This window comes from Rhodoferax sp. SPJ21, assembly GCF_058216335.1.
In genome coordinates this window covers 1,622,790-1,637,611 of sequence record NZ_JBYZMO010000001.1, presented here as the reverse complement: position 1 = coordinate 1,637,611, position 14,822 = coordinate 1,622,790, and the positions used below count along the sequence as shown (strand labels likewise).

Below are 14,822 nucleotides of genomic sequence, written 5' to 3'. Positions count from 1 at the left end.
CTTGCCAGCATAGCGCCGAACGTTGGGGGGGCGCGTCCGGCACCGGGTAGCGCTGCGTAAAGCAATTTGTTGGGCACTTCTATTTTTATAGCTACTCGCGTAGGTAAATACTGCGCTGCAGGCCTTAATCGTCCTTGCGCGTCCAGACCGCGAACAGGGCCTTGGCCTTGAACCAGGCGCTGGTGCGCTCGTCCGACAGCACGTCCAGAAAGTCCGACAGGCGCTTTGACTTGACCATGGTGTAGACCGTGAGCACGGTAGTCAGCACAAAGGTGATGGCGAAAATCCACAGCCGCCGGTCCAGCGGGGCGTCGGCCTCGGCCAGCAGGTTCATGCCCAGGAAGCCGGTCGTGACGGTACCAATCAGGCCAAAGATGGTGACCACGGTGAGGCGCACCACGGTGTTGGCCTGGCGGCGCAGGCTGTCGGCCTCCAGGTACTGGTTCATCTCGGCGATGCGTTCCTTTACCTCGGCGTAGAGCGGGTCCAGCCCCAGGTGCTGGGCGCACATCTTGAACAGCGCGCGCACCTGGGCCTGCTCGGACACCTCGTGGAACCAGTAGCGGTGGGTGAAGCGCAGAAAGCTGGAGAAGCCGTAGCGGATGGCCCGCTTGAAGTGGCGGATGCTGTCTGCGTCGCGGATGTCCAGGTTCTTCAGCGCCTCGGCCATGCGGTCGGAGTACATCAGCAGTGCTGCCTTCTGGAAGTGCGCAATCAGAAACACCAGGAAATGCTGGTGCCGGAACTGCGCCAGCACGCCCCGGTCTCGGCAGGTGTAGAAGTGGCTGCCTGCCTCGCCCAGCACCACCATAGCGTGGCCGTTGCACAGATAGCGGGTGTTCGGGGCGGCACCGCCCTCGGCCCAGAAGCGGTCGTAGCAATATTTTTGTTCAAAGTCGGCCAGGTGCTGCTCGCCGTAGGGCAGCTCGCCGCTGCCCGTTGGCTCGTGCGCGCCCGAGCCGGTGACCAGGCCCAGGCGGATGAAGTCGCTGCGGCTGAGGTCGCGCGGACGGTCCAGCGCCAGGTAGGCCATCAAGGGCATGCGGTAGTACTCGATCTGGCGAAAGCGCAGTGGCCCTTCGTGGTCGGAATGGTCGCCCACCAGGGGTTGCATCACATAGTCCCAGTGGGCCGACAGGCGGGGCGCCCGGCGCGCGCTGACGTGGGACAAGAAGGCGTCGCGCTCGTGCGCATCGGAGGCGGCCAGCACCCGGCCCTGGGCATCCAGCCATTCGGCGCTGGCCAGGCAGTGCAGGGCCTGGCCCTGGGCATCCCAGCCGGCCGGGTAGGCGCGGCCAAAGCGGTACATCAGCTCTTGCGCCTGGGCCAGTTCCAGGTGCTGGGCTGATACCTCTACGTTCAGCAGCACCAGGTCTACGTCCAGGAAGAAATACAGGTCCACATGCACGATGTCCAGCGTGATGGGCGCATCGCCGGGGCGCGGCACCACCCGCACAGCGGCGATGTCGTGGCGGCGGAATACGCGCATCGGCGAACCGTGGCTCGCATCCGGCGCGCCATGCTTGGGCCGGCCCTCCCCGTACAGAAAGCGCTGCACATAGGGCAGAAAGCTTACGAACTCGTTGTAGTGCCGTTCGTGGAAGCGGCTGCTGTCGCCGGTGAACTCGTCCACCACCTCGCGCCAGGGCGAGCTGTCGCCCATGTCGGCCAGCAGCTGCCAGGGTTTGGCCACGCCGCCTTCGCTGCCGCGCACCGGCATCAGGCGCACGGGCCACAGCAGGGCCTGCTGGAGGTGTTCAACACGGGGGGCAGTGGTAGCGGGCATGGTGTGCGGCAGCGTGGATGCGTTGCGCACAGTGTAGGCCGCCGTGCAGGCGGCGGGGGCTGGGATATTCCAGCCTTGCCCGTGGTGCTAGATTGCTATATAAAAAATAGCTGTCAACGCAGGTATTACAAGCGCTAGCGCCCTATTTTTTATAAATTCAGCTGCCGGCCAGAATGCTGCGTGCCACGGCCTCGGCGACCTTGATGCCGTCCACGCCGGCCGACAGGATGCCGCCGGCGTAGCTGGCGCCTTCGCCCGCCGGGTACAGGCCGCGCACGTTCAGGCTTTGGAAGTCTTCGTCGCGGGTCATTTTGAGGGGCGAGGAGGTGCGGGTTTCCACGCCGGTCAGCACGGCGTCGGGCAGGTCAAAGCCTTTGATCTTGCGGCCAAACACCGGCAGCGCCTCGCGGATGGCGGCAATCGCATAGCCTGGCAGGGCTGCATGCAGGTCGCCCAGCAGCACGCCGGGTTTGTAGGACGGCTCCACGCTGCCCAGCTGGGTAGACGGGCGCCCGGCGATGAAGTCGCCCACCAGCTGGCCCGGCGCCTGGTAGCTGCTGCCGCCCAGCACATAGGCGTTGGACTCCAGCTGGCGCTGCAGAACGATGCCGGCCAGCGGGTGGACTTGTTGGCCGGGGCCCGGCGCGGGTGGTGCCACATCGCCCAGCGTGGCGGCCCAGGCTGCCGGGTCGAGGGGGTAGTCTTCCGGGGTAATGCCGACCACGATGCCGGCGTTGGCATTGCGCTCGTTGCGGGAATATTGGCTCATGCCGTTGGTGACCACGCGGCCTGGCTCGCTGGTGGCGGCCACCACGGTGCCGCCGGGGCACATGCAGAAGCTGTAGACGGCGCGGCCATTCTGCGCGTGGTGCACCAGCTTGTAATCGGCTGCACCCAGCAGCGGGTGGCCGGCGTGCTGGCCCCAGCGGGCGCGGTCGATCAGGCTTTGCGGGTGCTCGATGCGGAAGCCCACCGAAAACGGCTTGGCCTCCATGTAGACGCCGCGCGCGTGCAGCATCTGGAAGGTGTCGCGCGAGCTGTGGCCCAGTGCCAGGACGACCTGGTCGGCACGCAACTGGTAGCTTTGGCCGGTGGCCTGGTCCAGTACCATCAGGCCGCGCATGTGTCCGTCTTCGATCTGCACGTCGGTCACGCGCTGCTCGAAACGGATCTCGCCGCCCAGGGCGATGATCTGCTCGCGCAGGTTCTCCACCACTTTCACCAGCTTGAAGGTGCCGATGTGCGGGTGTGCGGCAACCAAAATTTCCTCAGGCGCGCCGGCCTTGACGAACTCGCGCATCACCTTGCGGCCCAGGTGGCGCGGGTCCTTGATTTGGCTGTACAGCTTGCCGTCCGAGAAAGTGCCGGCACCGCCCTCGCCAAACTGCACATTGCTCTCAGGCTTGAGCACGCTTTTGCGCCACAGGCCCCAGGTGTCCTGGGTGCGCTGGCGTACCGTGGTGCCGCGCTCCAGCACGATGGGTTTGAAGCCCATTTGCGCCAGCACCAGGGCCGCGAAGATGCCGCAGGGGCCAAAGCCCACCACCACCGGGCGCACGGGTAGATCGGAGGGGGCTTGGCCGACCGGGTAGTACGCCATGTCAGGCGCGGGGCGCAGATGCGGGTTGTCGGGGTGCCGGCGCAGCAGCTCGGCTTCTTGCGCGGCATCCACCAGCGCCACGTCCACGATGTAGACCTGCATCAGCGTGGCCTTGCGCGCGTCGAAGCTGCGTTTGTGGATGGTGAAGTGTGCGATCTGCTCTGCTGGCAGGCCCAGGGTGTGGGCGATCAAGGCAGGCAGTGCGTCCTCGGCGTGGTCGAGGGGGAGTTTGAGTTCTGAGATGCGGATCATGGGGGATAGCCTTAAGGCTTGTAGTTATCAAGCAAGAGGCCGCGATTTTACGGGCGGGGTGCCAGCCCCGCCAGGCTTTGCGGCCCTATACGGCGCGCACGACGCCGCAGGCTATGCGCGGGCCGGAGTTGCCTGTGGGTTGGGTGGTGTAGTCGTCCGCGTCGCGGTGCACGATCAGGCCGTGGCCCACAACGTCGTGCGGGCCGCTGCCCACCGACAGGCTGGTGGACTCAAAGCTGAATTTCGCCACGCCCTGGGCATCGGCCTGCAGGCTGGGCAAGTCGCCCGCGTGGTGCATGGCGCTGCTGGCTGCGCCGTGGGCGTGGCCGTCGGGGTTGAAATGGCCGCCGGCGCTCATGCCGTCGCCGCTGGAACAGTCACCCTTCTCATGCAGATGGAAGCCCAGCGTGGCGTTGGGCGCCAGGCCGCTGATGGAGCCACTGACCAATACCTTGCCCGGCAGTTGCTTGAACTGCACGGTGCCGGTCGCGGTATTGCCTGTGGTGGGCAGCAGGGGGGCGCTGGCCATGGGCGCCGGCGGCGTGCTGGCGCAGGCGGCGAGCAGGCCGATGGAGGCAAGAGCGTAAATCAGGTGCTGGCGCATGGTGGGCTCCTTGGGCATTGCGGGTTGACACTCAGCCTGCATGCTAAACCTAGTGTGCGAGCCCGGGGGAAGCTGCCATAGGCTTTGTGGAAAATGGATGCACTGGTGATCGTCAGGAAGCGTGTCGCCGCCACACCAAGAGCCGCTCCCGGATGTCTTCTTCATCCTGTTGGGCTTGTAATGGTTTGACTAAATCGCTGCGGCTGACGATGCCGACCAGACGCTGGGATTGGTGGTCGGCCAGCACGGGCAGACGTTCCAACCGGTGAGTTGCCATGCGCCGAGCTGCCATGCGGCAGGTTTCGTCTGGCAAGGCGGAGACAGGCGTTGCGTGGGCAAATAGATCACCTGCCAGCTGTGCCGTGGGGGCTGGGTTTGCCAAAGTGTGGATGTCCAGCATGCCTACGTAGCGGCCATCTGCATGGACTACGGCAAAGGCGCGGTGCTGCTGCTGTGCGCCAAACCAGCGTTCTGGAATGGCGGTCAGCGGTGTGCTGGCCGGTATGGTCTGCACCTGGCGGGTCATGGCTTCATCGACGCGGGTGCGTTCCAGCGGGTCCACGCCGTATTCGCGGTGCACGTGGCGGCCCCGGCGGTCCAGGCGCTCGGTCATGATGGAGCGGCGCATCAGCAGCACGCTCAGGCCGTGCGACACCGTACATGCCAGCAGCAGCGGCAGCAGGGCGTTCACGTCGCCCGTTAAACCGACAGCAAAGACCGTGGCCGTCAGCGGTGCGCCCAGCGCACAGGCCAGCATGGCCGCCATGCCCACCAAGGGCCACACCGTGGCGTCCGCGCCTGTCCAACCGTGCGCCAGTAGCGCGCCCAGACCCGCTCCCAGCATCAGCAGCGGCGCCAGCACGCCACCCGAAGTGCCCGAGGCCAGGGCGATCACCCAGATCACAGTTGGGGGTCGCGGTGTGGTCCATATCAGTGGGCTGTTGCGTTGGCCGGGCCCAGGTGGGCCAGGCTGGTTTCGTAGAGGGCGGCCATCACATCGGTTTGCGTGACCATGCCCACCAGGCGGCGCTGGGCGTTGACCACCGGTATGTGGTGCAGGCCCGCATCTGCCATCAGCGACACCAGTTCGCCCAGCGGCGTGCTGTCAAAGGCCGTGGTGACCGGTGTGGTCATGATCTGGCCCACCACCTCGGCCTTGCTGGAATGTGTGTGCGGGGTGCGCCGCAGCAGGGCACGCAGACGTGTGGACAGACCTGGGTAGCCATGGTCATCAATCTGGCGCAAAAAACTGGAGCGCGTGACGATGCCGATGACCCGTCGCGCCCGGTCCAGCACTGGCAGGGCCTGCACCTGGTGGGTGTGCATGCTGTGCCAGGCTTCGGCAAGCTCGGTGGAGAACTCGGCGGACAGCACATCCTTGGACATGATGTCGCTGCATTGTTTGGCGCCAAAGCGCCGGCGGAAGGCTTGGGTTTCCGTGCGGTGGAACAGCGCTTCCAGGTCGTCAAAGCTTACGTCCAGCACCTGGTTGTAATCCTTCAGCACGGTCTGCAGGTCTTCAGGCGTAAAACCCAGGCGGGCAGTGGGCACGGCATCGCTGGTCTGGTGGGGATGCGGGGCGTCTGCGCGCTGGGTGTGCGGGTAGCGGCGGCCGGTGGCTTTGTTGTAGAGCAGCGCCGCCAGCAGCAGGAGTGCCGTGTTCAGTGCGACCGGATTGGCAACGAAGCCATATCCTGCCGCATGGATTTCTGGCCCGCCCAGCACGGCGGTCAGTGCCACTGCGCCGCTGGGTGGATGCAGACACCGCAGCCAGAACATGGCTGCGATGGACAAGCTGATGGCAAGGGCTGCAGCAGCCACCGGCATGGGGATGAGCTTGGCGCAGCTGACGCCGATGGCGGCTGCCAGCAGATTGCCCCCGGTGATCGACCAAGGTTGTGCCAGCGGACTGGCCGGTTGGGCAAACAGCAGCACGGCCGATGCACCCATGGGCGCAATCAACCAGGCGGCGGCCAGGGTCAGGCCCATGGCCTGGGTGCTGAGCCAGCCGGTCAGTGCGATGCCTATCAATGCGCCCAGGCTGGCTCGTAGGCGTTCGGTGTTGTTGACCGAGGTGGTCGCGGGGCAAAGGTTCAACAGCCACAATGGAGGGGAGAGCTTCATGCGATATGGATGCCACACAAAACCGTAATTACATCACATTGTGATGTAATTAACTGCCTTGACCGAACCTATGCCCCCACGCCCCAAGACTCTTGCCAAAGCCGACTACGAGGCTTTATCGGAATTCCGCTACCAGCTGCGCCGGTTCCTGCGCTTCAGTGAGGATGCCGCCCAGTCCGAAGGGCTGACGCCGCTGCAGTACCAGTTGCTATTGCATATCAAGGGCTACCCTGGGCGCGAATGGGCCACGGTGGGAGAGCTGGCTGAGCGGCTGCAGACCCAGCAGCACGGTGTGGTGGCCCTGGTGTCGCGCTGCGAGACAGCCGAGCTGGTGACCCGCTCGGCGAGTGCGGTGGACCGGCGGCAGGTGGAGGTTCGGTTGACGTCCCAGGGCGATAGCTGCTTGCGTCGCCTGGCCGCGCTGCACCACAAGGAGCTGCAGTCGCTGAGCGGCGGTTTCCAGGTGGCGAATATTTCAGCGTTTAACGACCAGTTGTAAAGCTGGCCACGGTGTTCTTCCCCGATCAGGGCTGTCTGTACGGCTTTGTAAATGGCGTGTGATTGCCTTGCCTTGGTTTGTGTGTGAAAGGTAAACTGAAAAACAACTCGCAGGCATGGCTCTGCGGAAGTCGTTTCCTTGTCCACCAACCAGCGGGGGCCTATGAGTATCCAGCGTACAAGTGGTGCATCCAGATATGCCCAGGTGTTAGCGGCGCGTGCCTCCAGCAGCAATACCGACAAATACGGGGTGGTAGGGGCTGCGGCCGTAGGCGTGACCGACGCGGTGGCCCAGGGTGCCAAGAGCCTTGGCAACGGTATCAAGGTGGTGGCGCAAGCCACGGTCAGCCTGGAAAATGCGGCGAAATCGGTTGTCACCGGTAGCTTGTCGTCTGCCAAAGCCATTGCCTCTTATGCCAGCAGCGCCGCAGGCGCGGTGGCGAGCACGATCAGCAAACTGGTCTGAGCTGCAGGGGCCGTAGCCCCTGTCTCTTAATTCCCCAGCAACTGGCGCAGCACAAACGGCAGGATGCCGCCGTGCTGGTAGTAGTCCACTTCAATCGGTGTATCGATGCGCAGGCGTACGGCTACGTTTTGCTGCGTGCCATTGGCACGGTGGATTACCAGCTGTACATCCATTTGCGGCTGTAGTGGGCCGTCTACCACCACGTCAATGGCTTCGTCGCCGCGCAGGCCCAGGGTTTGCCAGCTGTCGTCTCCTTTGAACTGCAGCGGCAGCACACCCATGCCCACCAGGTTGGCGCGGTGGATGCGCTCAAAGCTGCGGGCAATGACTGCTTTGATGCCCAGCAGCTGCGTACCCTTGGCCGCCCAGTCGCGGGATGAGCCGGTGCCGTATTCCTCTCCGCCAAACACCACGGTGGGCACACCAGCCGCCATGTACTTTTGCGCTGCGTCATAGATGAACAGCTTTTCGCCGCTGGGTTGGTGCAGCGTGAGTCCGCCTTCGACCTGCGATCCATTCGCGTCCAGTGGCAACATCAGGTTTTTGATGCGCACGTTGGCGAAGGTGCCACGCACCATCACGTCGTGGTTGCCGCGGCGGGAGCCGTAGCTGTTGAAGTCAGCTTTGGGCACGCCATGGGCCAACAGCCATTGGCCGGCCGGTGATTTTTCGGCAATCGAGCCAGCCGGCGAGATGTGGTCGGTGGTGATGGAGTCGCCGAACAGTGCCATGGGGCGTGCACCGGTAAAGCCCGCAGCTGCGGTGGTCGGCTGCTGGGTGAAGCCGCCAAAGAAAGGCGGCTCGGCAATGTAGGTGGACTGCGGCCAGTTGTAGACCTGGCCGGTGACGCCCTGGATGCTGCTCCACAGCGCACCGGGTTCGGTCTTGACCTTGTCGTAGTTCGCGCGGAAGGCCTGGGCGTTCATGGCGTAATGCAGCTTCTCGTCAATCTCTGCCATGCTGGGCCAGATGTCGCGCAAGTACACGTCTTGGCCTTTGCCGCCCTTGCCCAGCGGCTGGGTGGCCAGGTCGGTCATCACATTGCCCGCGATGGCATAGGCGACGACCAGGGGTGGTGAGGCCAGAAAGTTGGCCTTCAGGTTGGGGTGGATGCGGGCTTCGAAGTTGCGGTTGCCCGACAGCACTGCAGCACACACCAGCTTGTTGCCGGTGATGGCGGCGTTGATTTCTGGCGTCAAATCGCCTGCATTGCCAATGCAGGTGGTGCAGCCGTAACCAGCCAGGTAGAAGCCCAGCTTTTCCAGGTAGGGCAGCAAGCCGGCTTTTTCCAGGTATTCGGTGACGATGCGCGAACCGGGTGCCAGCGAGGTCTTGATGTGCGGTAGCACCGTCAGACCCGCCTCCACCGCCTTTTTGGCCAACAGGCCAGCGGCCAGCATCACGCTGGGGTTGGAGGTGTTGGTGCAGGAGGTGATGGCCGCAATAAGCACGTCACCGTTACCGATGTCCACGCCGCCGCCCGATGGCAAGGGGTAGCGCGTCAGCAGGGTTTCGGCAGGCTGGTTGAAGCCATTGGCTTCATTCGGTTGGCTGTATAGCGTGCGGAAGGTGCTGGAGAGTTTGTCCAGGTCGATGCGGTCTTGCGGGCGCTTGGGGCCTGCCAGGCTGGGGACCACGGTGCCCAGGTCCAGCCGCACCACCTGGCTGTAGTCGATATCGCCCGGGTTGGGCATGCCAAACAGGCCTTGTGCCTTGTAGTAGGCCTCAAACAAGGCAATCTCGGCATCGGTACGGCCCGTGCCTTTGAAGTAGGCCACGGTCTTGTCGTCTACCGGGAAGAAGCCCATAGTGGCGCCGTATTCGGGCGCCATATTGCCAATGGTGGCGCGGTCCGGCACGGGGATGGACGCCGCACCGGGGCCGAAGAATTCAACAAACTTGCCCACCACCTTTTCGGCACGCAGGATGTTGGTGACAAACAGCACCAGGTCGGTTGCGGTCACGCCCTCGCGCAGCGTGCCGGTCAGCTCGAAGCCCACCACGTCGGGTGTCAGCATGTACACCGGCTGGCCCAGCATGGCGGCTTCGGCCTCGATGCCGCCCACACCCCAGCCCACCACGCCGATGCCGTTGATCATGGTGGTGTGGCTGTCGGTGCCGACCAGCGAGTCGGGGTAGTACACCGGTGCGGCAGCCGTGTCCTTGGGGCTCTTGTAGACGCCCCGCGCCAGGTATTCCAGGTTCACCTGGTGCACGATGCCGAAGCCAGGCGGCACTACGCGGAATGTGTCAAAGGCCTGCATGCCCCATTTCATGAACTGGTAGCGCTCGTGGTTGCGCTGGAACTCCAGCCTCATGTTCAGGTCCAGCGCCTGGGGCGTGCCGTAGTAGTCCACCATGACCGAGTGGTCCACCACCAGGTCTACTGGTACCAGCGGCTCTATGGTCTTGGGGCTTTGTCCCAGCGTTGCGGCCACGCTGCGCATGGCGGCCAGGTCGGCCAGCAGCGGGATGCCGGTGAAGTCCTGCAGCACAACGCGTGTGACAACAAAGGGGATTTCATCGGTGCGCTCGGCAGTTGGGGACCAGTGCGCGAGCTGCGCCACGTGCTCGGGCGTGACCTTTTTGCCGTCGCAATTGCGCAGCACCGATTCCAGCACGATGCGTACAGCTACCGGAAGTCGATCCACGCTGGGGAACTGCTTTGCCAGCGCAGGCAGCGACCAGTACTGGCCCGATTCACCTGTGGCGGTGTGAAATGGTTGCAGGGTTGATGCGAACGCGTGGGAAGAGGGTGCCGACATGGGAGCTCCTTTTTCGTGGACAAGCGCCAAGATAGCAGGCTTCTATGAACCCGGTTGTCAGCAGGGATGCCGTGGGAAGGCAGACGTTCAGCCCACCAGCGGGTAATCCGCCTGGTAGCTCCAGTCCGGTATGGGCACATTCTTGGACGAGTGGCAGATGCTGAGCCGGTCGAGCAGCATTTCACGGCCGACGAACTCTGCCGCCAGTTCTTCGCTGAGTTGGACATTGTCCGGGTGCGCTTCGCCATAGGCCAGGCTAAGGTGAGGGAAAGGCGACAAACCTTGCTCCGTCTGGCTGAAGGCCTGCGCTGCTGCCTGCATACCCTTGAACGCAGCACAGGGGGCAAAGCGCAACACCACGCAGCGGAAGAAATGCGGGCTGCATTCCACTGCCTCCACCCGCCAGCGCTGAGCTGGTATCTTGCGCGCCAGAGGTGCCAGCATGTGGCGCAGTGCGTCCAGCGGCTGGGCCAAGTCCCCTTGCACCGTCACATGCGGGGCAAAGCGCTCGCTGCCGCGCAGGGTCGCCAGTCGGGCAATAGTCTGCAGCAGCGCGGCTTCATCCGATGCCGCAGGTCGTAGCCAGATGGAATATTCAGCAGGCACAGTCATGGGTTCACTTCCCAACGCCGGCCAGTACATCAGCCTTCAGAAAACGCTCCACAAACAGCATGAAAAGCACCGATGGCACCAGCAGCAAGAGTGCGGTGATAGACGCGATCTGGTAGTTGCCTTCCATGGCCGCGTTCAGCATGGTCAGCGGTAGTGTGTGCACATCGGGCACGCCGACAAAGAAGGTGCCAGAAAACTCGTCCAGCGAGATCAGGAACACGAAGATGGCGCTGGCCAGCAGCCCCGGAGCCGCCAGCGGCAGGCTTACGGTCAGGAAGGCGCGCAGCGGCGATGCGCCCAGGTTGCGCGCAGCCTCCACCTGTTCTTGGTGTATGGCGGCGAACGAGGCCGAGGCGATCCACACAGCGAACACCAGACCCTGTATGGCATGCACCAGCATTACGCCCCAGATGGTGCCGGTCAGACCCAGGCCGTAGAAGATGCGCGCAATATTCATGTGCACCGCCACCGTAGGGAAGGCCTGTGGCAACAGAAAAAATAGCAAAAACAGGTTGCGGAACGGTAGGGAGCGTTTGGACAGGGCGTAACCGGCGGGAATGGCTACCGCCAGGCTGAGTAGCACAGTCAGTACCGCAATCAGCAGGCTGGTAGTCAGTGCGCGCATGGCACCCGCTTCGGGGCGGAACACCTTGTTCCAGAACGCAAAGCCCCAGCGCACCGGCAGCTTGGCCGGGAAGTACCAGGCTTCGGTCACGGTCCAGATCAGCATATTCAGCAGCGGGCCGAAGACGGCAATCGCCAGCAGCCCAATCAGCAGCACCTGTAGCAGCGTGCCCACGAAGGCCGGGGTGCATGAATGGCTGAGTTTCATTTGGGTTGCCCACCCGTGCGCAGGCCTTGGCGCAGATAAAACCACGCGGCCACGCCGCTCATCGCAAACGCTACAAAGCCCAGCGCGTTGGCTACGCCGTAGTCGCCATAGGAGTTGACGCGCCAGGCCATGTCCACCGTCAGCAAGGTGGGCGTGCCGGCGATGATCATCATCGGGACCGACAGCGCCGACAACATGGTCACAAAAGACAAAATCAGGCTGACCCACACGGTGGCCATCACCTGTGGCAGCACGATTTCCAGCAGGATACGCAGCCGCCCTGCACCCAGGCCACGTGCGGACTCGATCATCGAGCGGTCCATGGATGCCATGGCCCCGCTGATCAGCAGCGCGGCAAACGGCAACTGCTTCCACACGAAGGTGACCACCACGCCACGCCAGTCCAACAGGCTCATGGCATTCAGCGGCTCCACCAGGCCGGCGGCCATCAGCGCGTTGTTCAGCATACCGTTCTTGGCTAGAAAGGTACGCATCAGCTGGGCCGCCACCACAAAGGGGATGAACAGTGGCCAGCGGTAAATCCAGCGCAGCGCGGCTACCGCACGCCGGTTTTCCCCCAGTGTGAGATAGCCCGCAATGGCTACCGCCAGCACGCCTACCAGCGCGGTGGACAGCACGGTGACGATGGCGGTCAGCGTGATGTCGCCGCCGTACAGCGCAAAGGCCTTGGAGAAATTGCCCAGGCCCCAGCCACCACTGCTCTCATTGCGGAAGGCATAGGTGAGCGAAAACACCAGCGGGTAGACAAACAGCAGACCCACCATCACCAAGGCGGGCAGCAGCAGGGCCAGGGCGGGAAAAAGTTCGGAGGGTCTGTGGCGCATCGTTGGGCGTGCTTAGTTTTGCACCTGGGCTTCGTACTGCTCGCGCAGATCCTTGAAGTAAGGTGCCAGCGGGAAGGGCTTGCCATTGCGCGCCAACTCGGCCGGGGTCACGTCCACGAACAGCTGGTTCCAGACCTTGGGGTCCAGCACGGGCTTGACCACGTTGGCGTCAATGCCCGGGTACCAGTTGAAGCGGCGCACGATGCCGTCGGCCTGCACTTGCGGGCTGGTGGCCAGGGCGATGAACTTCTTTGCCAGTTCCACGTTCTTCGCCTTGGCGGGAATCGCGTAGTAGTAGGGCTGGCCGGGCATGCCGGGCGACAGGATCTTCAGCTTCATGTTGGGCGCCAGGCGGCCTTCGGCCTTCCAGCTTTGGAACATGTCCACCCAGACTGGGCCCATGGCGATTTCGCCACGGTTCAGCATGTCCAGCGTGCCGGCGTTGCCGGGCGTGAACACCACCTGCTGGTTGAAGCTCTTCAGGTCGGCGAAGGCCTTCTTCCAGCCGGCGGGCGACTTGGCGTCATAGGGGCCTTGCTGCACGGTCTCGGGGTTGCCGCCGTAGGCGTACATCCAGCCCACCACAAAGGCCACGCCTGACATGCCGCCCTTCAGGCCGTTGTAGCCAAAGCTCTTGGGGTTCTTGGCCACAAAGGCGCGCAGCTCGTCATAGGATGCGGGTGGGGTCTTGATCAGATCCGGGTTGTAGGCCAGCGCGGTCTGGCTTTCAAACATGGGCATGACGTAGCCGTCCACATTTACGCCCAGGGCCTGCTTGGCAGACTGGCTGACCGCGTACTTGCCGGTGGGGATGCTGTCGCGGTATTTCAGCAGCAGGCCGTCACGCACCATTTCGCCGGTCTTTTGCTGGTTGGGCACGATCACGTCGGTGTCCCAGGTGGCGGCGCCAGCGGCTTTCTGGGCCTGCAGCTTTTCCAGCATTTTTTGCGAACCGGCATCGTCCGGGCCGGTGCCGACCACGCTGACCTTGACGCCGGGGTTCAGCTTCTCGAACAGCGGGCCCAGGTAGTCGGTCACGTAGTCCACCATGTTCTGCGAGCCACCGCTGATCACGTTCAGCGTGGTGGTCTGGGCCTGTGCGCTCAGAGACAGAGCGCCCAGCGCCAGGGCAATGGATGCAGCGAGTGTGCGGCGAAGTAGTGGCATGGAATGCTCCTGTGTAGCAATTAAAAAAAGGGCTCAGGCCTGCGCCAAGGCGCGCGGGTAGATGTGCAGCGCGTGGGCGGGAATGCAGACGGTCACGTTGTCGCCGTTCTCCATGGGGCGCGGGTGGTCGATGAAGAAGGCGCCGCATGCGGTCGTGATCTCGCAGCGGTAGCCGCCGCCTAGGTAGCTCACCTGGTGGATGCGGCCTGGTATCTGCAGGCTGTCGTCGGCCTGCGCGTCAGCTGTGCCAAGGCTTGCCATTTCGCTTCGGAAATGCACTTGTGCCGGGCCTTGGATCGGTGTACCTGCGCGGCACCACACCTGTGCCTGCGGTACGCGCGGCACACGCAGCTGCACGCCGCCGTTTTCGGCCTGGGCCTCGCAGTCGATGGTGTTGTCGGCGCCCATGAAGGTTGCCACGTACGGCGTTTGGGGGCGCTGGTACACGTCTTCAGGCGCACCGATCTGGGCGATGCGGCCTTGCTCCAGTATCACCACCTGGTCGGCCATCACCATGGCTTCTTCGCGGTCGTGCGTAACCAGGATGGCGGTGACGCCCAGTGCGCGCTGGATGGAGCGGATTTCGTGGCGCATCTGCAGGCGGATGCCGGCGTCGAGGTTGGACAGCGGCTCGTCCAGCAGCAAAATTTCAGGCTCCACCGCCAGGGCGCGGCCCAGGGCCACGCGTTGGCGCTGCCCGCCCGACAGCTCGCCCACGCCGCGCGCGCCAAAGCCTTGCAGGCCCAGCATGTGCAGCAGCTTGTCTACGCGTTGTTGGATCTCGGCGCGCGGCACGTGGCGCAGCTTCAGGCCGTAGCCAATGTTTTGCGCCACGCTCATGTGCGACCACAGCGCGTACGACTGGAACACCATCGCCATGCCCCGGCGCTCGGGCGGTTCGTGCAAGATGTTTTGGCCCTTGACGCTGATACTGCCCGCCTTGACGGGGTTGAAGCCTGACAGGGTGCGCAGCAGGGTGGTCTTGCCGCATCCCGACGCGCCCAGCAGGGCCACGAAACTACCTGGTTCTATGTCCAGGTCTATGCCTTTGAGCACTTCGTTCGCGCCATAGGCTACGCACAGACCGCGCACAGAAATAATCGGATTCACAAGGGGGACTCTTTGTCGGACGTCGTTTGACTACAGCAAACGATACCCACAAAGCATGACTCTTGTGTGACGGGAAAACCCTTTGTATATGACCGTTTCCCCCTTGGCTGACGGTGGGGGCCCGGTGGGTTGGGGTGGTGCCACCCGGTCCCGCTTCTGCA

The 14,822-nt window shown here is 63.9% G+C and carries 12 protein-coding genes and 1 pseudogene; 2 read left to right on the top strand and 11 right to left on the bottom strand.

Annotated elements, in window-relative coordinates; translation table 11 throughout:
• Positions 1–124: 124 nt before the first annotated feature.
• The 5 genes and pseudogenes from AC4BBN_RS07525 to AC4BBN_RS07505 all read right to left on the bottom strand — a co-directional run bounded on the left by AC4BBN_RS07525 (position 125) and on the right by AC4BBN_RS07505 (position 6,366).
• Positions 125–1,786, bottom strand: coding sequence for a hypothetical protein (locus tag AC4BBN_RS07525; RefSeq protein ID WP_490591318.1), 1,662 nt, complete (start codon positions 1,784–1,786; stop codon positions 125–127).
• Positions 1,787–1,943: 157 nt separating this feature from the next.
• Complete coding sequence (locus AC4BBN_RS07520; RefSeq protein WP_490591317.1) at positions 1,944–3,638, bottom strand: NAD(P)/FAD-dependent oxidoreductase; 1,695 nt, start codon at positions 3,636–3,638, stop codon at positions 1,944–1,946.
• A gap of 85 nt (positions 3,639–3,723) precedes the next feature.
• The gene (locus AC4BBN_RS07515; RefSeq protein WP_490591316.1) at positions 3,724–4,242 is read right to left on the bottom strand and encodes a superoxide dismutase family protein; all 519 of its coding nucleotides are present in this window, start codon (positions 4,240–4,242) and stop codon (positions 3,724–3,726) included.
• A 112-nt stretch (positions 4,243–4,354) separates the two neighbouring features.
• Positions 4,355–5,146, bottom strand: a pseudogene (locus tag AC4BBN_RS07510) (CBS domain-containing protein); the annotation flags it as partial.
• 26 nt (positions 5,147–5,172) lie between these two features.
• Positions 5,173–6,366 (bottom strand): HPP family protein, encoded by a 1,194-nt coding sequence (locus tag AC4BBN_RS07505; protein ID WP_490591315.1) that lies wholly within the window; start codon positions 6,364–6,366, stop codon positions 5,173–5,175.
• A 70-nt stretch (positions 6,367–6,436) separates the two neighbouring features.
• Between AC4BBN_RS07505 and AC4BBN_RS07500 the strand changes: the two genes are divergently transcribed.
• Together AC4BBN_RS07500 and AC4BBN_RS07495 are read left to right on the top strand one after the other, a co-directional pair.
• Positions 6,437–6,865: a MarR family winged helix-turn-helix transcriptional regulator gene (locus tag AC4BBN_RS07500; protein WP_490591314.1), complete on the top strand. Its 429-nt coding sequence runs from the start codon at positions 6,437–6,439 to the stop codon at positions 6,863–6,865.
• Positions 6,866–7,027: 162 nt separating this feature from the next.
• The gene (locus AC4BBN_RS07495; protein WP_490591313.1) at positions 7,028–7,330 is read left to right on the top strand and encodes a hypothetical protein; all 303 of its coding nucleotides are present in this window, start codon (positions 7,028–7,030) and stop codon (positions 7,328–7,330) included.
• A 26-nt stretch (positions 7,331–7,356) separates the two neighbouring features.
• Here AC4BBN_RS07495 and acnA read toward each other — a convergent pair whose 3' ends face one another.
• The 6 genes from acnA to AC4BBN_RS07465 form a co-directional block, all read right to left on the bottom strand.
• Positions 7,357–10,095: an aconitate hydratase AcnA gene (gene acnA / locus AC4BBN_RS07490; protein ID WP_490591312.1), complete on the bottom strand. Its 2,739-nt coding sequence runs from the start codon at positions 10,093–10,095 to the stop codon at positions 7,357–7,359.
• Between the two features lie 87 nt (positions 10,096–10,182).
• Positions 10,183–10,707, bottom strand: a complete 525-nt coding sequence (locus AC4BBN_RS07485) for a 2'-5' RNA ligase family protein (RefSeq protein ID WP_490591311.1) — start codon at positions 10,705–10,707, stop codon at positions 10,183–10,185.
• Positions 10,708–10,711: 4 nt separating this feature from the next.
• The gene (locus AC4BBN_RS07480; RefSeq protein ID WP_490591408.1) at positions 10,712–11,332 is read right to left on the bottom strand and encodes an ABC transporter permease; all 621 of its coding nucleotides are present in this window, start codon (positions 11,330–11,332) and stop codon (positions 10,712–10,714) included.
• 203 nt (positions 11,333–11,535) lie between these two features.
• Complete coding sequence (locus AC4BBN_RS07475; protein WP_490591310.1) at positions 11,536–12,384, bottom strand: ABC transporter permease; 849 nt, start codon at positions 12,382–12,384, stop codon at positions 11,536–11,538.
• A gap of 12 nt (positions 12,385–12,396) precedes the next feature.
• A complete protein-coding gene (locus tag AC4BBN_RS07470) occupies positions 12,397–13,551 on the bottom strand; it encodes an ABC transporter substrate-binding protein (protein ID WP_490591309.1) in 1,155 nt (384 codons plus the stop codon).
• Positions 13,552–13,584: 33 nt separating this feature from the next.
• Positions 13,585–14,661, bottom strand: a complete 1,077-nt coding sequence (locus tag AC4BBN_RS07465; RefSeq protein WP_490591308.1) for an ABC transporter ATP-binding protein — start codon at positions 14,659–14,661, stop codon at positions 13,585–13,587.
• Positions 14,662–14,822: the final 161 nt, after the last annotated feature.